Consider the following 17,168-nt stretch of genomic DNA (forward strand, 5'->3'; position numbering starts at 1 on the left):
GTATCGCGACGTCTATTTGCCGCCGCCGAGCGAATAGACGTATGCCGCCAGTTCCTTGACCGTGACATCACCAAGGCGTCCGCCCCAAGCTGGCATGACGCCGTGTTTTGGAGCGCGGATTTGCGCGGCGATCGCGTCCTCGCCGTCCACCAGCAGGGATAGGGTATCGGCAAGATTGGGCGCGCCCATCTCCTGGTTGCCCTCGCCGCGCTCGCCGTGACAGCTGGCGCAGTTTTGGGCGAAGATCTGCGCGCCTGGTGCCGTTTCCGCTGGAAAGCCGCTGCCTTTCGACAGATCGGCAACGAAGGTGGCGACAGACGCGATCTCGGCGGGTTTAAGAATATCGCCGAATGCGGGCATCTCGCTGACATGGGTGTCGGCGTCTTCCGGAGCGCGAACACCATGGGCGATCGTCGTCAGGATCTGCTCCGGTGTTCCGCCCCAGAGCCAATCGTCATCATTGAGGTTCGGGAAGCCCTTCGAGCCCTGCGCGCCCGATCCGTGGCACTGGATGCAATTGACCTTGAAGGCTGCGTTGCCGGCGGCCGTGGCGACGGTGCGCAACGTTTCATCGGCAAGGATCTGCTGCATATCGGCGGCCTTGATTGCCGCGACATAGCCTGAGCGGGCCGCTTCGGCCGCCGCAAGTTCGGAGCGCACATCCGCACGGCTTGAATAACCAAGCACGCCCGTGGTTGCCGAAGTGAACAACGGCCACGCCGGATAGAAGACCGTATAGATGAGAGCCCAGATGATGCAGGCGTAGAAGGACACGACCCACCAGCGCGGCAACGGATTGTTGAGTTCCTTGATGCCGTCCCACTCGTGGCCGGTTGTCGATACGCCCGACAACTCGTCCAGGTGAGGATCTTTATGAGGATCGTGCATATCAGTCGTCCTTGAGCGGGATTTGTGCGGCCTCGTCGGCGGATTTGCGGCTGCCGGGGCGAAACGCAAAAATCAGCGTGCCGACAAAGAACAGCGCCATCGCCAGAAGGCCCCAGCTGTCGGCGAAGGTCCGCAATTGTTGATATTCCATCGGGGTTCTCCTTCTCAGCGGTCGCTGCCGGCTTCGTCGTAGGTCTTGAAATCCACCAGAGTGCCGAGCATCTGCAGGTAGGCGACGAGCGCATCCATTTCGGTGATCGCCTGCGGATTGCCGTCGAAATCGCCGATACGGGCTTTCGGGTAACGGCTCTCGATGCCGGACGTGTCCACTGTCGGGTCCGCCTGGGCACGCAGGTCGGCGTCGGCATTGTCGATCATCTCCTGGCTGTAGGGCACGCCGACGGCGGCATTGGCCTTGAGATGGGTGGCGAAGTCCTTGACCGGCAGCGGCTTGCTTTTCAGAAAGGCGTAGCTCGGCATCATCGATTCCGGCACGACGTCACGCGGCTCGATCAGGTGCTGGACGTGCCATTCATTCGAGTAGCGGTTGCCGACCCGGGCAAGGTCCGGCCCGGTGCGCTTAGACCCCCACTGGAACGGGTGGTCGTACATCGATTCCGCCGCCAGGCTGTAATGGCCGTAACGCTCAACCTCGTCGCGGAACGGCCGGATCATCTGGCTGTGGCAGGCGTAACAGCCTTCGCGGATGTAGATGTTGCGGCCGGTGAGTTCCAGCGGCGAGTAGGGCCGCATTCCCTCCACCTTCTCGATGGTGTTTTCGAGATAGAACAGCGGTGCGATCTCGACGATGCCACCGATGCTGACCACCAGAAACGAGCCGATCAGCAGAAGTGTTGCATTGCGCTCAAGGATCGCGTGTTTGTCCAGGATACCCATGGTCTTCTTTCCTTATTCGGCCGCTTGCGGAGCGAGCACGGCGCCACCGATTTCCTGTTCGTCGCGCTGGTACCCGAGGATGGTCATGGTGACGTTCCAGGCCATGATCAGCCCGCCGATGAGATAGAGAGCTCCGCCCAGCGCCCGCACGACATAGTAGAGGTGCATTGCCTCGACGGTTTCGGCAAAGGAGTAGACGAGGAAGCCCTGCTGGTCGTATTCGCGCCACATCAGGCCCTGCTGGATGCCCGAGACCCACATGACGGCGGCGTAGACGACGAGGCCGAGCGTGGCGAACCAGAAGTGCCAGGTGACCATGCGCACCGAATAGAGCCGTTCACGGTTCCACAGCTTCGGCACGAGGAAATAGATGGCGCCGAAGGTGATCATGCCGACCCAGCCGAGCGCACCGGAATGCACGTGACCGATGGTCCAGTCGGTATAGTGGCTGAGCGAGTTGACCGCCTTGATCGACATCATCGGACCTTCGAAGGTCGACATGCCGTAGAAGGCGATGGCCGCGACCATCATGCGGATGATCGGATCGGTGCGGATCTTGTCCCAGGCGCCCGACAGCGTCATGAGACCGTTGATCATGCCGCCCCAGGACGGCATCCACAGCATGATGGAAAAGACCATGCCAAGTGTCTGAGCCCAGTCCGGCAGCGCGGTATAATGAAGGTGGTGCGGGCCGGCCCAGATATAGAGGAAGATCAGCGCCCAGAAATGGATGATCGACAGGCGGTAGGAATAGACCGGCCGATTGGCTTGCTTGGGCACGAAATAGTACATCATGCCGAGGAAGCCTGCCGTCAGGAAGAAGCCGACCGCGTTGTGGCCATACCACCACTGGGTCAGCGCATCCTGCACGCCAGCGAAGGCCGAGTAGCTTTTCGAGCCGGTGATCGACACCGGAACGGCCAGGTTATTGACGATGTGCAGCATCGCCACCGTAACGATGAAGGACAGGTAGAACCAGTTGGCGACGTAGATATGCGGTTCCTTGCGGCGCAGGATCGTGCCGAGGAAGACGATGAGGTAACAGACCCAGACGATTGTCAGCCAGAGATCGACATACCATTCGGGTTCCGCGTATTCACGGCCCTGGGTAATGCCGAGCAGATAGCCGGTCGCGGCCATGACGATGAACAGCTGATAGCCCCAGAAGACGAACCAGGCGAGATCGCCGCCGAACAGCCGGGCACGGCTGGTGCGCTGGACGACATAGAACGAGGTCGCGATCAGCGCATTGCCGCCGAAGGCAAAGACTACGGCCGATGTGTGCAGCGGCCGCACGCGCCCAAAGGACAGGAACGGCTCGACATTGAGATCCGGATAGGCGAGTTGCAGCGCAATGACGACGCCGACCAGGAGACCGACGACGCACCAGAACACGGTTGCGATCACGCCGTAGCGGATCGGTCCGTCCATGTAGGCGGACATATCGACCGCCGGCTGCGGGGCAAATGACGCCCGGCGCATCAGGACGATAACCGTCCCGATCAGCACGATCACCAGAATTCCCATGTGGCTTGCGAACAGCTCGTCCTTGGCAAGTCCGGCAGCAAGCAGCGCGAAGAACGCCGCTATGCCGGTGCCGATGATCGCCGATCCGTATTTCATCTCGTCGTCCCCGCATCAATCAGATGTCGGACCGCGCGCGGCGGTCCCTTGCCTCCTTCTCGGGGCAAGCGAAGAGACGCGCCTTGATCCAGATCAAAGCGGCGAGCGGAGAACATGGACAGGTTGCCCGCGAAGGCCGGTCCTTTTGGGTCATGGCCGCCGAACGATGCTCAGATCGGAGCCGCCAATGCTGCCAACAGCAACGATGCTCGACGCGAAGGTACCCCGCTACACCAGCTATCCGACCGCGCCGCATTTTCATTCCGGCCTCGGGCCTGAGACCGCAAGGCAATGGATATCGACGCTATCGGCGGGCAAGCCCGTATCGCTCTACCTGCACATCCCGTTCTGCGACCGGCTATGCTGGTTCTGTGCCTGCCATACCAAGCAGACGCTGCGCTACGAGCCGGTCAGCGCCTATCTCCAGGTTCTCCACGCGGAAATCGCAACCGTCGGGCGGCTTCTCGACGGACGCGTACCGGCCGGCGCCATCCATCTGGGCGGCGGCTCGCCGACGATGCTGCGCCCGGACGATCTGATCACGCTTGGCAAGCGTCTCCGTAACGCTTTTCACGTCCTGCCCGATGCGGAGATCAGTATCGAGATCGACCCGAACGACATGGATGAGGAAAGGCTCGATGCACTTGCGGAATTCGGCATGACCCGCGCGAGCCTCGGCATCCAGGATTTCGATCCCCGCGTCCAAAAGGCCATCAACCGGTTGCAGAGCTTCGAGCAGACGGCCTATGTCGTTGACGGCACGCGTGCCCGCGGGATCGATTCCGTCAATCTCGACCTGCTTTACGGCCTACCCCACCAAACCGTCGAAAGCGCCACCGCGACATTGCGCCAGGCGCTGCAACTGGCACCCGACCGCATGGCGCTGTTCGGTTACGCCCATGTGCCGTGGATGAAGAAACACCAGTCCCAGATCAAGGATGAATGGCTGCCGGACGGACCGGAACGTTACGCGCAGTCGGAAGTCGTGCGGAGGCTGGCGCTTGACGCCGGATATCAGGCGATCGGCATCGACCACTTTGCGATGCCCGGCGATGCTTTGACATTGGCATCACAACAGGGCCGGCTCCGGCGCAATTTCCAGGGCTATTCCGCCGACCAGTGCGATACCATCATAGGGCTCGGCCCCTCGGCCATCAGCCAGTTCGAGCAAGGCTATCTGCAGAACACACCAGCGACCGGCGACTACACGCGCCGCATTGAAGGTGAGGGCTCTGCCACGGTGCGCGGCATTGCACTATCGGACGACGACCGCGTCCGCCGGTGGGTGATCGAGAAACTGATGTGCGATTTTCGATTTTCGAGTGACGACGCCCTACGCCGTTTCGGCACTCCTGCTGACGAGGTCATGATGCAGGCGAAACGCCTCGCGGCAATGGAAAACGATGCGCTGTGCGAATGGCGCGATGACGGGTTTGAAATCACAGCCAAGGGCCGTCCCTTCGTCCGTCTCATCGCCGCTCGTTTCGATACCTATTTTACGGCGGCCACGGCACGGCACTCGGCGGCAGTCTGAACTGGCGATGAAGAGATTAAGTGAGCGATTCCTGCGGCCTTTTCGAGACAAGAACCCAGCTTGCTGGATAAATATGGCCGCTTACCGGCTCAGCGCCTGAGCGTCGTCACGTCAGTAGGCGGTCCACTCCTGAACCAGCATCTCACGAAAGCGAATGGCTGCCGGTGAAAGCCGTCCGCCGCGGCGTTCCACCAGTCCGATCGTGCGGCTGACGGTCGGAGCAGAAAGCGGGATGGTCGCAATCAGCGGGTGTTCGACCTGCGGCGTCGCCAGCCGTGGCATCACGGAAATGCCCAGCCCAGCCTCGACGAGGCCGAGCGACGTGGACAGGTGATTGACCTCGTAAAACCAGTTGAGTTGGACCTTCGCCTTGGCCAGCGCCTGGTCGAGTACGGCGCGATTGCCGCTGGTTTTGCTGACGCCGATAAGTGGGTGGCCGGCCAGATCCGCCCAGGTGAGTTGCTTCGAATTGGCCAGTGGGTGGTCGCGGCGGCAGGCAAGCACGAAAGGATCGTCAGCGAGCGGTGTAAAATTGAGATCGGCGCGCGCCGCTCCGGTAATATTGATGCCGAATTCGACTTCGCCGTTTGCCACCGCATCAAGCCCTTCATTGGCCGACAGATCGAGAATGCGGAAGCGAATGCCCGGAAATTTATCGTTGAACGACCTTACAACCCTGGGAAGAAAATAGAAGGCTGCGGTCGGGACGGATGCGATGGTGACCTGCGCGCGATGGCGGCCGCCAAGATCGCTGATCGACAGGATAGACTCCTCGAATTCATCAACCAAACGCCGCACCAACGGCAAAAGCTCGCGCCCAACTTGGGTCGGCGCCACGTGGCGTGTCGTCCGCTCGATCAGCTGCGCGCCGATGGACGCTTCCAGACCCTTGATTCGCCTTGAAAGCGCAGGTTGTGACAAATTCAGCTGCCGGGCGGCCTCATTGAAGGAGCCGAGATCGAGCACGGCGAGAAAAGCCTTGAGGTCCAGGAATTCGAAATTATTGCGCATATCGGAATAATGGCGAGATTTTTTGCATTTTACAACAGTTTTGAGACGTGGGACTGCACCCCTGACAACAGACGGCCACCGGGGGTGGAGGAACGTGCGGAATGAATGACCTGATCAGAATACCTTGCGTCATGATGCGCGGCGGAACGTCGAAAGGGCCGTTTTTTCTCTCTCGCGACCTCCCTACCGACCCCGTTGAGCGCGACCGGCTCCTGATCGAAATCATGGGCTCGGGCCATCCACTTCAGATCGATGGGATCGGTGGCGGCAATTCGCTGACCAGCAAGGTCGCGATCGTCGGCCCGTCGAGCCACCCGGAGGCCGACGTCGACTATCTCTTCGCCCAGGTCAAGGTACTTGAGCGCGTCGTGGATACGGCGCCGAACTGCGGCAACATGCTGTCAGCTGTCGGGCCGTTTGCTATCGAATCCGGCCTGGTCGTGCCCACTGGCGACGAAACGATGATCAAGGTTCACAACGTCAATACGGGCAAGATCATCGATGCCCGTGTCCTGACGCCGGGTGGATGCATTGCCTATCAGGGCGAGGCAGCAATCGACGGCGTACCGGGCACTGCAGCTCCCGTTTATCTGGCATTTCGCGACGCGATCGGCGCCAAGACCGGACGCCTGCTGCCCAGCGGCAAGGCCATCGACATCATTCAGGGCTTGGAAACGACCCTTGTGGACGGCGCCACGCCTCTGGTCATCCTGCGTGCCGGCGACATGGGCTTTACCGGATCGGAACCGGCAGAGGCCTTCGATGCCGATACGCGCTTCATGGCGCGGCTGGAACAGATCCGCCAGGAGGCAGGCGCACTGATGGGATTGGGCGATGTCCGGCAGTCGGTGTTGCCGAAGCCGGTGCTGATTGGCAAGCCCGCCAATGGCGGCGACCTCGCGGTCCGGTATTTCACACCCGGGAACTGTCATACGGCACTGGCAACCACCGGCGCCGTGAGCCTCGGGCTGGCGGCGACGATCCCGACCGGCTTGGTCGGACAACAATTTCCTGATCTGTCTTTGCCGGCGGCACTTGCCTGGGAACACCCAACAGGGCAACTGCGCATACGCGTCGAGAAGGCGGCAGGAGATAACAGCCCGACGGTGCTGGTGATGCGCACCACCCGCCGGCTCTTTGAAGGCGCGGCACTTGTTCGCAAGTACGCTTAGGGGACTTGCGAGAGATCGCAGGACAATTGCATTAACAAAAGGGAGGAGACTGAAATGACCCTACAAACTACGCGTCGATTTGCGCTCGCAATGTGTGGCGCAGCACTGGCCATATCGATTGCAACGCCCGTTTTTGCGCAGGACGCTTACCCGTCCAAGCCAGTCACGCTGGTAGTGTCCTATGCCGCAGGCGGCGGCACGGATGCGATCGCCCGCGTCTTTGCCGCACGGCTTGAAAAGGCACTGGGCGGCCGTGTCATCGTCGAAAACCGGCCGGGAGCCGCTGCCAATATCGGCACCGAAGTGGTCGCCAACGCCGATCCCGATGGATACACGCTGCTCATCGGCAATCAGGGACCGATGACCGTCAACCCGCATATCTTCAAGCTGAAGGCCGATCCGGGAGCAGCGCTCGATCCGATCTCCATGATTGCCGATGCGTCGCTGGTCGTCGTGGTCGGGCCGCGACTGGAGGTCAGCACGCTGGGCGAACTGGTCGAAGCCGCCAAGTCTAAGGAGCTGGTCTATGGTTCGGCAGGCAATGCCTCGGCCAGCCATCTCGGCGCGCTGCTGCTCGGCCAGACAGCCGGCATCAAGGTTAAGCATGTGCCCTATAAGGGTGCCGGTCCAGCCGTGAACGATCTTGTCGGCGGACACATCGACTTCATGGTCACCACGATCCCTTCGGCAATCGGCCTGATCGAAAGCGGCACGCTGAAGGCCTTGGCAGTGACCGGCGACAAGCGTTTCGACAGCCTGCCGGACGTGCCGACTGCAATCGAAGCCGGTGTTGCGGGCTATACAGCCTCCGCCTGGTATGGCCTCGTCGGACCAAAGGGCATGCCGGCCGACGTCAAGTCGAAGCTGGAAGCAGCGACTGCAGAGACGCTGGGCGATGCTGAATTCGTCGAAAAGCTGAAGAAGGACGGGGCAGTTCCCTCCTCCCTTGGCGCCCAGGCATTCTCCGATTTCATGGCCAAGGAACGCGCCCGCTGGGGCGACGTTGTGAAGACAGCCGATATCAAGGTCGAGTGATATGACAGGGAGCCAAACAAATACGGTAGCCGGGCCCTCCAATGGAGGGCTTGGCCGGGAGAGGCTGGCCGGGATTGTCCTGGTTGGCTTCGGTGGCCTCGGTCTGTGGGCTGGCTACGAACTGCCCTTCATGACAAGTGACGGCGTCGGGTCGGGGCTTCTGCCCCGGCTTCTCTCCTTCATCATCCTGGGCCTTGGAATTCTGCAGCTGGTGCTATGCCGGAAGGACCCGGGACCATCGACGGGGCGCTGGGCAATCCGCGAAACCATTCCCGTCATCCTCGGTGTCCTGTTGTTCGCTATTACCGTGCGTGGCCATCATCTCGGGCCGATCTCCATTCCGAGCCTTGGGCTGTCCGTTGCCTGTCCTCTGGCCATCGTCGCGTCGGGCCTTGCCGCGCGTGACGCCCGTCTTGGCGAGCTGCTGATTTTTGCCGTGGTGCTGACAGCCTTCTGTATCGGACTGTTTCGTTATGCCCTGGGACTTTCCGTCCCCGTCGCTCCCTGGTTGCTAGGATACTGAGATGTTGGACGTCTTTATCAATCTCGGCCTCGGTTTCGCCGTGGCGCTGACCTTCAAGAATATCGCCCTGTGTTTCATCGGCTGTCTGATCGGCACGCTGGTCGGCGTCCTTCCGGGTGTCGGGCCGGTTGCCACCATTGCCATTCTGTTGCCCGTCACCCTGTCGCTCGATCCGACCGGTTCGCTGATCATGCTCGCGGGCATCTATTACGGCGCACAATATGGCGGCTCGACCGCTGCCATATTGGTCAACATTCCCGGCGAAGCAACGGCTGTCGTCACCGCGATTGACGGTCACAAGATGGCTCAGAATGGCCAGGCAGGACTCGCGCTTGGCCTCGCGGCCATTGGCTCGTTCGTTGCCGGTACCGTTGCAACCATCGTTATCGCCGCGCTCGGTGTTCCGATGACGCGCATGGGCCTGATGTTTGGCCCGGCTGAGTATTTTTCCCTGATGATCATGGGTCTCGTCTTCGCGGTCGTGCTCGCGCACGGTTCGCTGCTCAAGGCCATCGCTATGATCCTGCTGGGTGTCCTTCTATCCTGCGTCGGCGCAGACATGGAAACCGGCCGCGAACGCATGACCTTTGATTTCGGAATGCTGCATGACGGCATCGAATTCGTGGTGTTGGCCATGGGCATTTTCGGCTTTGGCGAAATCTTCAAGAACCTGGCGGATCCTGAATCGCGCGATGTCGTGCGCAACCGTATCGGCCGCCTCTGGCCGACCCTGCGGGAACTCCGCGAAAATACCGCGCCTATCCTAAGAGGCACCTTTCTTGGATCAATCCTTGGCGTCCTGCCGGGCAACGGTGCAATCCTCGGGCCCTTCGCAAGTTACGCCGTGGAAAAGCGGCTTTCCAAACGGCCCCAGGATTTCGGCCACGGCGCACCGGCTGGAGTTGCCGGCCCTGAGAGCGCCAACAATGCCGGTGCACAGACGTCCTTCATCCCGCTTCTGACGCTTGGCCTGCCGCCAAATGCGGTGATGGCCTTGATGGTCGGTGCCATGATGATCCAGGGCATCGTCCCGGGCCCGCAGGTTATCGAGCGCAATCCGGAATTGTTCTGGGGGCTGGTCGCGTCGATGTGGATTGGCAACCTGATGCTGGTTATCATCAACCTGCCACTGATCGGCCTCTGGGTGAAGCTGTTGCGCGTGCCCTATCGCCTGCTGTTTCCGGCGATTGTCTGCTTCTGTTGCATCGGGCTGTATTCGATCAGCAATGATTCCGCCCAGGTGATGATGGCGGCCTTCTTCGGGCTTGTCGGCTATGCGCTCTACAAGCTTGATTTCGAGCCAGCGCCGCTGGCACTTGGGTTCGTGCTGGGCCGCCTGCTGGAAGAGAAGCTGCGTCAGGCACTGATCATTTCGGATGGCAATCCCTTGACCTTCCTGCAGTCCCCCCTCTCCGCGACACTCCTGGTTGTCGGCGCCTTCGCCCTTGTGGTCGCGGTACTGCCGACGATGCGCAAGAGCCGGGAAGATGTTTTCAAGGAAGCTTGAGACCGGACGGGTCTAATCCCGTGGCCGCCCAAGATCGACAAGTCGCAGATGACTTTGGTTGATGGCGCGGCCACCGGGGCACGATAAGCCCCGATTAAAAGCGAAAATATGCGCCGGACTTGGTCCGTGTGCTGTTAGCGGCATTATCTTTCCCGGCCCCGGCGTGAGCCGGGATTTATCATTTACCGCTCGGAGCCGTCTCCGGTTTCGCATCCGGCTCTCCGCTCATATCCAGCGCCCGGGTGACGCTCAGAGCGACGATCGTGCAGATGGCGCCGGATATTAGGTAGCCGCCGATGAAGATGATGCCGAAATTGCTGGCAAGGCCGAGCGCCACCAGCGGCGCAAAACCAGCACCGATCAACCATGCAAGGTCGGAGGTCAGTGCCGCCCCGGTATAGCGGTAATATTGACCGAACCGCGACGATACGGCGCCGGACGCCTGGCCGAAGGAAAGGCCGAGAATACCGAAGCCGATGATGATGAAGGCATCCTGGCCCGATCGGCCAGCATCAAGCAGGAAGGGCGCCGAAAACGAAAAGATGGCGATGATGATCGCACCGATCATCAGCTGGTTGCGGCGGCCGATACGGTCGGCAATGACGCCGGACAGGATGATGGCGACAAAGCCGACGGCAGCACCCGCTACCTGCACCCAGAGGAACTGTGCTGCCGACTGGCCGCCGAACAGCGTTACCCAGCTCAGCGGAAAGATCGTGACGAGGTGGAACATGGCAAAGCTTGCCAGCGGCGCGAAGGCTCCGAGCAGCACGTCGGATGAGTGCTTGCTCAGCATCTCGAAAACCGGCCGCGCCTGCAGCTCGTTGTTTTCCAGCGCGGAACCGAATTCCTGGCTGGCAACGATGCGCAGACGCGCAAACAGCGCCACGACGTTAATTGCAAAGGCCACGAAGAACGGATAGCGCCATCCCCAGGACAGGAAGTCCGCGTCAGACAGATTGGCCACGAAATAACCGAACAGCGTGCTGGCCAGTGCAAACCCGATGGGCGCACCAAGCTGCGGGATCATCGCGTACCAGCCACGGCGGTTTGGCGGTGCATTGAGATTGAGAAGCGATGCAAGGCCGTCCCACGCGCCACCGAGCGCAAATCCCTGGCCGAGCCGGAACAGCGCCAGAAGTGCCACCGACCAGTATCCGACGGTTTCATAGCCCGGCAGGAAGGCGATGGAGGCGGTGGAACCACCGAGAATGAACAGAGCGATGGTCAGCTTCGTGCCTCGCCCATAATTGCGGTCGATCCACATGAAGACGAAGGAACCGACCGGGCGCGCCAGGAAGGCAAGCGAGAAGACGGCAAACGACATCATCGTTGCCGACACCGGATTGGCCGCAAACGAGAAGACCAACCGCGGAAAGACTAGGACGGAGGCAAGACCATATACGAAGAAGTCGAAAAACTCCGACATGCGGCCGATGATCACGCCAAGGGCGATGCTGCCGGCCGACAACGGCTTGTCGCCGTGCATGCGCCGGGCGTCCTGCTCAAGCCCCGATGACGAAGGATTTGCCACTACGCCCATAATCTTTTCTCCTCGCGGGATTTCGATTTTATCACAGTGTGAACCCAGGCCGGACCGTTATCTAGAATATGGTGCAAAAACGTTGCGGTCCATCCCAGAAAACACCACCGCCGCATACAAGTGCAGAGATCGTTTGATCTCCGCCCAAGACAGTTTATACCTTAGTTCAGCCAGACGCTCGATTTCGATCGCAGCCATATTTTTTGCAACGCGACAAATTGCTGCACTGCGACGAAGCACCTCATTCCTTGATCACAGTCGCTTCGTTAGTGCGGTACCCACGGAACGCAAAATTCGAGCCCGCTATGTCCCTATGGAAATCCGCCAGCCGTTTTCTCGCCGTATTGCCGCTCCTCGCCCTGGCCGGATGCAATATGGTTGTCATGGCCCCGTCCGGCGACATCGCCATGCAGCAGAAGGACCTCATCATCATCTCGACGGTGCTGATGCTTCTGATCATTGTGCCGGTGCTGTTTCTGACTGTGTTTTTCGCCTGGCGGTATCGTGGCTCCAATACCAGCGCCAAGTATGAACCCGAATGGCATCATTCGACCGCACTCGAAGTGGTCATCTGGTCGGCTCCGCTGATCATCATCATCGCGCTCGGGGCAATCACCTGGATCAGCACGCACAAGCTGGATCCCTACCGTCCGCTGGATAGAATCGACGCGGAACGCGCCGTTCCTGCCGATGTGAAACCGATCACCGTAGAAGTGGTGGCGCTGGACTGGAAATGGCTGTTCTTCTACCCGGACTACGGCATCGCCACCGTCAACGAGATGGCGGCCCCGGTGGACGTGCCGATCAACTTCAAGATCACCGCATCCTCGGTGATGAACTCTTTCTATGTGCCAGCTCTTGCCGGCATGATCTACGCCATGCCGGGCATGCAGACGCGCCTTCATGCCGTGATCAACAAGGAAGGCGAATATGACGGCCTGTCCGCCAATTACTCCGGCGACGGCTTTTCCCACATGCGCTTCAAATTTCACGGCCTGCAGCAGGCTGGCTTCGACCAGTGGGTTGCACGGGTCAAGGCACAGGGCACGGCGCTGAACCGCGACGCCTATCTGAAGCTGGAAAAGCCGAGCACCAAGGAACCGGTCCGCTACTATGCCACCGTCGATGACGGCCTCTACACCTCCATCCTCAACATGTGCGCTCATCCCGGCAAGATGTGCATGAGCGAGATGATGCATATCGACATGATGGGCGGCGGCGGCGCCGAGAGCGCTGAAAACCGGGCGCGGCTGAATTATGACAATCGCCACAGCACCGAAGAGGCACCGGCAGCGACCTTCCCGGCAACCGGCAATCCGGCGCGCAGCGAAGAGCCTGCCAAAGGCGTCGATGACCAGATGCCGATGGACCATTCCATGCACGGGGGCGATTCCATGCCCGAAAACGATCAGAACGGGCCCGCTCCGGCGCAACTGAACACCAACAGCACGACGCAGCCGTAAGGCCGCGCCCGCGACATTTTGGACAAAACCATGTTCGGCTATAGCACTTTGACGGAATTCATCTTCGGGCGGCTCACTTGGGAAGCCATTCCCTATCACGAGCCCATCCTGGTCGTGACGTTCCTCGGCGTGGCGCTTGGCGGCATCGCCGTTCTCGGGCTCGTCACCTATTTCAAGCTCTGGGGATATCTCTGGACGGAATGGTTCACCAGCGTCGATCACAAGAAGATCGGCATCATGTATATTATCCTGGCGATCATCATGCTGCTGCGCGGCTTTGCCGATGCGATCATGATGCGCATCCAGCAGGCGATAGCCTTCAACGGCAATGAAGGTTACCTCAATCCGCATCACTACGACCAGATTTTCACCGCCCATGGCGTGATCATGATCTTCTTCGTGGCGATGCCGTTCGTCACCGGCTTCATGAACTATGTCGTGCCATTGCAGATCGGCGCGCGAGACGTGTCCTTCCCGTTCCTGAACAATTTCTCCTTCTGGATGACGACGGCTGGCGCAATCATCATCATGATGTCGCTGTTCGTCGGTGAATTCGCCCGCACCGGCTGGCTCGCCTACCCGCCGCTTTCCGGCTCGGATTACAGCCCCGGCGTCGGGGTCGATTATTATATCTGGGGCCTTCAGGTCGCCGGTATAGGAACGACGCTCTCGGGCATCAACCTGATCGCCACCATCGTCAAGATGCGGGCGCCAGGCATGACCTTCATGAAGATGCCGATCTTCACCTGGACCTCGCTCTGCACCAACATCCTGATCGTTGCCACCTTCCCGGTCCTGACCGCGACGCTGGCGCTTCTGACACTTGATCGTTACGCCGGCACCAACTTCTTCACCAATGACCTTGGCGGCAATCCGATGATGTATATCAACCTCATCTGGATCTGGGGCCACCCGGAAGTCTACATCCTCGTCCTGCCGGCCTTCGGCATCTTTTCCGAAGTCGTTGCGACCTTCTGCGGCAAGCGCCTGTTCGGCTACGCCTCGATGGTCTATGCGACCTGCGTCATCATGATCCTCTCCTATCTCGTGTGGCTGCACCACTTCTTCACGATGGGTTCGGGCGCGTCGGTCAACGCCTTCTTCGGTATCACCACCATGATCATCTCGATCCCGACGGGCGCCAAGATGTTCAACTGGCTCTTCACCATGTATCGCGGCCGCATTCGCTATGAACTGCCGATGTACTGGACGATCGGCTTCATGATCACGTTCGTCATCGGCGGCATGACCGGTGTTCTGCTCGCCGTTCCGCCGGCAGACTTCGTGCTGCACAACTCGCTGTTCCTCATCGCCCATTTCCACAACGTCATCATTGGCGGCGTGCTGTTCGGGCTGATGGCCGGCATCGTCTACTGGTGGCCCAAGGCCTTCGGCTACAAGCTCGATCACTTCTGGGGCAAGATGAGCTTCTGGTTCTGGCAGCTCGGCTTCTTCTTCGCCTTCATGCCGCTCTATGTGCTCGGCCTGATGGGCGTCACCCGCCGCGTCTCCCAGTTCGAGGACCCGTCCTTGCAGATCTGGTTCATCATCGCGGCCTTCGGCGCTGTCCTGATTGCGGTCGGTATCGCGTCCTTCATCATCCAGCTCGTCGTCAGCTACCTCAGGCGCGACCAGTTGCGCTGCGATAGCGGCGATCCGTGGGACGCACGCACGCTCGAATGGTCGACGTCGTCGCCACCGCCGGATTACAATTTTGCCTTCACGCCGGTCGTGCATGATCATGACAGCTGGTACGACATGAAGAACCGCGGCTATGAGCGTCCGCTCACCGGCTTCAGACAGATCCACATGCCGAAGAACACCGGCACCGGCGTCATTCTGGCTGCCATCAGCATCGTGTTTGCCTTTGCGATGATCTGGTACATCTGGTGGCTGGCGATCGTCTCCTTCATCGGTCTTCTCGCCATCGCGATCGGCCATACGTTCAACTACAACCGCGACTTCTACATTCCGGCGGAAACCGTTTCCGCGACGGAAGATGCGTACACCAAGCTGCTCGCGGAGCGGACCTGACATGGCAACAGACATGGCACACAACATCCAAACGCAGGACGGCGAAAAACCGGTCTTCTATCTAAAGGAAGACCACCATCCGGAAGGCAGCACCAATCTCGGGTTCTGGCTCTACCTGATGAGCGACTGCCTGATCTTCGCCGTGCTGTTTGCAACCCACGGCGTGCTTGGCCGCAATTATGCCGCTGGCCCCTCGCCGGCGGACCTGTTCGACCTGCCGCTGGTGGCGATCAACACGGCCATGCTTTTGTTCTCGTCCATCACCTATGGCTTTGCCATGCTGCAAATGGAGAGAAACGCAAAGGCTGAGACACTGTTCTGGCTGGCTGTCACCGGCCTGTTCGGCGCAGCCTTCCTTGGCCTTGAACTCTACGAGTTTGCGCACCTGATCAATGAGGGCGCCGGGCCGACGCGCAGCGCCTTCCTGTCGTCCTTCTTCACGCTGGTCGGCACCCACGGCCTGCACGTCACCTTCGGCATCATCTGGCTGATCACGCTGATGGTTCAGGTTTCCAAACACGGCCTGATCCCGGAAAACCGCCGGCGGCTGATGTGCCTATCGATGTTCTGGCACTTCCTTGACGTCATCTGGATCGGCGTCTTCTCCTTTGTCTACCTGATGGGAGTCCTCGGATGAGCTCGCACCCGCACGCCCCCGCACATGAAGATGCCGCCAGCACCCATCACGCCCATAGCCATGGTCACGAGGCCGGCCATGGTTCGCTGAAGGGCTACATGATCGGCTTCGGGCTTTCCGTGATCCTAACGGCCATCCCGTTTATTCTCGTCATGGCCGGCGTCTTCGACAGCAAGCTCTTGACGGCCTTCCTGGTCATGGCGCTTGCCGTCGTCCAGATCATCGTCCACATGGTTTATTTCCTGCACATGAGCCCGCGCTCGGAAGGCGGCTGGACGATGATGGCGCTGCTCTTCACTCTGGTCATCGTCGGCATCACGCTCGCCGGCTCGCTCTGGGTCATGCACCATCTCAACGCGAACATGATGCCCATGTCGCCGGAGATGATGAAAAACATGCCCTGACGGGGGATCTCGGTGACCGCAAAACATCCCGTGACCACCGGCCATCCGCGCCGCGCCCGATTGATTTTCGTCAGCGCCATGCTGGTCCTGACGGCTGTATTCATCGGGCTCGGAACCTGGCAGGTCCAGCGGCTGTTCTGGAAGCTTGATCTCATCGCCCGTGTGGAAGCCCGTGTCCACGCCGAGCCCGTCCCCGCGCCCACTGCTGCAGACTGGGCTGCCGTCAGCCCGGAAAAAGACGAATATCGCCACGTCACCGCGACCGGCACCCTGGAGCATGGCAAGTCGGTGCTCGTGCAGGCCGTCACCGAGCGCGGCGCCGGTTTTTGGCTGGTGACGCCCATGCACCTTGCGGATTCGTCAACGATCCTGATCAATCGCGGCTTCCTGCCCGCCGGTCAGCGCGATTCTACGGCACGCACGGCGAGCGAAATTGCCGCCGGGCCGGTCACGGTCACAGGCCTCCTGCGCCTCAGCGAACCGGGCGGGGCTTTCCTGCGCTCGAACGATCCGGCCAATGACCGTTGGTATTCCCGAGATGTTGCGGCCATTGTCCGCGCCAAAGGCCTTGGCTCCCCGGTCGCGCCCTATTTCATCGATGCCGATGCCACACCCAATCCCGGTGGCGTCCCGATCGGCGGCCTGACGGTGACCAACTTCCGCAACAGCCATCTCATCTATGCACTGACATGGTATGCGCTTGCGATCATGACGATAGCCGTAACCATCATCCTTCGCCGCCGCCGGCTGATCTGATCGCGGTGCTGCGCCAGCCGGAGGGAGTTCCCGGCTGTCTATCGGGGCAGCGTGCCCGCCGACACATTCATCACGCAGGCTTTAGCGAAGGTGAGAGGCGGGCGTTACAGATAGGGCTATTCCTTCGTAGCGCCGCGACCT

At 60.5% G+C, this 17,168-nt stretch carries 16 protein-coding genes; 10 read left to right on the forward strand and 6 right to left on the reverse strand.

Annotated elements, in window-relative coordinates:
* Positions 1 to 12 precede the first annotated feature (12 nt).
* Genes ccoP through ccoN form a run of 4 tightly spaced genes read right to left on the reverse strand, consistent with a single transcriptional unit; the run spans position 13 to position 3,408 of the window.
* Positions 13 to 888: a cytochrome-c oxidase, cbb3-type subunit III gene (ccoP, locus tag ACQY8Q_RS03680; protein WP_428424759.1), complete on the reverse strand. Its 876-nt coding sequence runs from the start codon at positions 886 to 888 to the stop codon at positions 13 to 15.
* 1 nt (position 889) lies between these two features.
* Positions 890 to 1,039 carry a cbb3-type cytochrome c oxidase subunit 3 gene (locus ACQY8Q_RS03685; protein ID WP_113552405.1) on the reverse strand — a complete coding sequence of 50 codons (150 nt, stop codon included), beginning with the start codon at positions 1,037 to 1,039 and terminating at the stop codon, positions 890 to 892.
* A gap of 14 nt (positions 1,040 to 1,053) precedes the next feature.
* Positions 1,054 to 1,785 (reverse strand): cytochrome-c oxidase, cbb3-type subunit II, encoded by a 732-nt coding sequence (gene ccoO / locus ACQY8Q_RS03690; protein ID WP_428424761.1) that lies wholly within the window; start codon positions 1,783 to 1,785, stop codon positions 1,054 to 1,056.
* A gap of 12 nt (positions 1,786 to 1,797) precedes the next feature.
* Positions 1,798 to 3,408 (reverse strand): cytochrome-c oxidase, cbb3-type subunit I, encoded by a 1,611-nt coding sequence (ccoN, locus tag ACQY8Q_RS03695; RefSeq protein ID WP_428424763.1) that lies wholly within the window; start codon positions 3,406 to 3,408, stop codon positions 1,798 to 1,800.
* A 187-nt stretch (positions 3,409 to 3,595) separates the two neighbouring features.
* On the opposite strand from ccoN, the gene hemN reads away from it, so the two are divergent.
* Positions 3,596 to 4,942, forward strand: a complete 1,347-nt coding sequence (hemN, locus tag ACQY8Q_RS03700; RefSeq protein ID WP_428424765.1) for an oxygen-independent coproporphyrinogen III oxidase — start codon at positions 3,596 to 3,598, stop codon at positions 4,940 to 4,942.
* Between the two features lie 111 nt (positions 4,943 to 5,053).
* On the opposite strand, the gene ACQY8Q_RS03705 is transcribed toward hemN, so the two are convergent.
* Positions 5,054 to 5,953 carry a LysR substrate-binding domain-containing protein gene (locus ACQY8Q_RS03705; RefSeq protein WP_428424767.1) on the reverse strand — a complete coding sequence of 300 codons (900 nt, stop codon included), beginning with the start codon at positions 5,951 to 5,953 and terminating at the stop codon, positions 5,054 to 5,056.
* A gap of 101 nt (positions 5,954 to 6,054) precedes the next feature.
* Between ACQY8Q_RS03705 and ACQY8Q_RS03710 the strand changes: the two genes are divergently transcribed.
* From ACQY8Q_RS03710 to ACQY8Q_RS03725, 4 genes are read left to right on the forward strand one after another with little or no spacing between them, the layout of a single operon-like run.
* On the forward strand, positions 6,055 to 7,125 hold the full coding sequence (locus ACQY8Q_RS03710) for a 4-oxalomesaconate tautomerase (RefSeq protein ID WP_428424769.1): 1,071 nt from the start codon (positions 6,055 to 6,057) through the stop codon (positions 7,123 to 7,125).
* A gap of 54 nt (positions 7,126 to 7,179) precedes the next feature.
* A complete protein-coding gene (locus tag ACQY8Q_RS03715) occupies positions 7,180 to 8,160 on the forward strand; it encodes a Bug family tripartite tricarboxylate transporter substrate binding protein (RefSeq protein WP_428424771.1) in 981 nt (326 codons plus the stop codon).
* A gap of 1 nt (position 8,161) precedes the next feature.
* Positions 8,162 to 8,683: a tripartite tricarboxylate transporter TctB family protein gene (locus ACQY8Q_RS03720; protein ID WP_428424773.1), complete on the forward strand. Its 522-nt coding sequence runs from the start codon at positions 8,162 to 8,164 to the stop codon at positions 8,681 to 8,683.
* Position 8,684: 1 nt separating this feature from the next.
* Positions 8,685 to 10,190, forward strand: a complete 1,506-nt coding sequence (locus ACQY8Q_RS03725) for a tripartite tricarboxylate transporter permease (RefSeq protein WP_428424775.1) — start codon at positions 8,685 to 8,687, stop codon at positions 10,188 to 10,190.
* Between the two features lie 178 nt (positions 10,191 to 10,368).
* Here ACQY8Q_RS03725 and ACQY8Q_RS03730 read toward each other — a convergent pair whose 3' ends face one another.
* Complete coding sequence (locus tag ACQY8Q_RS03730; RefSeq protein ID WP_428424777.1) at positions 10,369 to 11,733, reverse strand: MFS transporter; 1,365 nt, start codon at positions 11,731 to 11,733, stop codon at positions 10,369 to 10,371.
* A gap of 305 nt (positions 11,734 to 12,038) precedes the next feature.
* Between ACQY8Q_RS03730 and cyoA the strand changes: the two genes are divergently transcribed.
* The 5 genes from cyoA to ACQY8Q_RS03755 all read left to right on the forward strand — a co-directional run bounded on the left by cyoA (position 12,039) and on the right by ACQY8Q_RS03755 (position 17,027).
* Positions 12,039 to 13,196, forward strand: a complete 1,158-nt coding sequence (gene cyoA / locus ACQY8Q_RS03735) for a ubiquinol oxidase subunit II (RefSeq protein ID WP_428424779.1) — start codon at positions 12,039 to 12,041, stop codon at positions 13,194 to 13,196.
* A gap of 30 nt (positions 13,197 to 13,226) precedes the next feature.
* Positions 13,227 to 15,230, forward strand: a complete 2,004-nt coding sequence (gene cyoB / locus ACQY8Q_RS03740) for a cytochrome o ubiquinol oxidase subunit I (RefSeq protein ID WP_428424781.1) — start codon at positions 13,227 to 13,229, stop codon at positions 15,228 to 15,230.
* A gap of 1 nt (position 15,231) precedes the next feature.
* Entirely contained in the window at positions 15,232 to 15,867 is a 636-nt protein-coding gene (gene cyoC / locus ACQY8Q_RS03745) for a cytochrome o ubiquinol oxidase subunit III (RefSeq protein ID WP_428424783.1), read from the forward strand.
* Positions 15,864 to 16,271 carry a cytochrome o ubiquinol oxidase subunit IV gene (gene cyoD / locus ACQY8Q_RS03750; protein WP_428424785.1) on the forward strand — a complete coding sequence of 136 codons (408 nt, stop codon included), beginning with the start codon at positions 15,864 to 15,866 and terminating at the stop codon, positions 16,269 to 16,271. Before cyoC ends, cyoD begins: the two co-directional genes overlap by 4 nt.
* Before the next feature lie 78 nt (positions 16,272 to 16,349).
* The gene (locus ACQY8Q_RS03755) at positions 16,350 to 17,027 is read left to right on the forward strand and encodes an SURF1 family protein (protein WP_428425544.1); all 678 of its coding nucleotides are present in this window, start codon (positions 16,350 to 16,352) and stop codon (positions 17,025 to 17,027) included.
* The last annotated feature ends 141 nt before the right edge of the window (positions 17,028 to 17,168 follow it).

Source organism: Pararhizobium sp., from assembly GCF_965279435.1.
Classification (GTDB): Bacteria; Pseudomonadota; Alphaproteobacteria; order Rhizobiales; family Rhizobiaceae; genus Pararhizobium.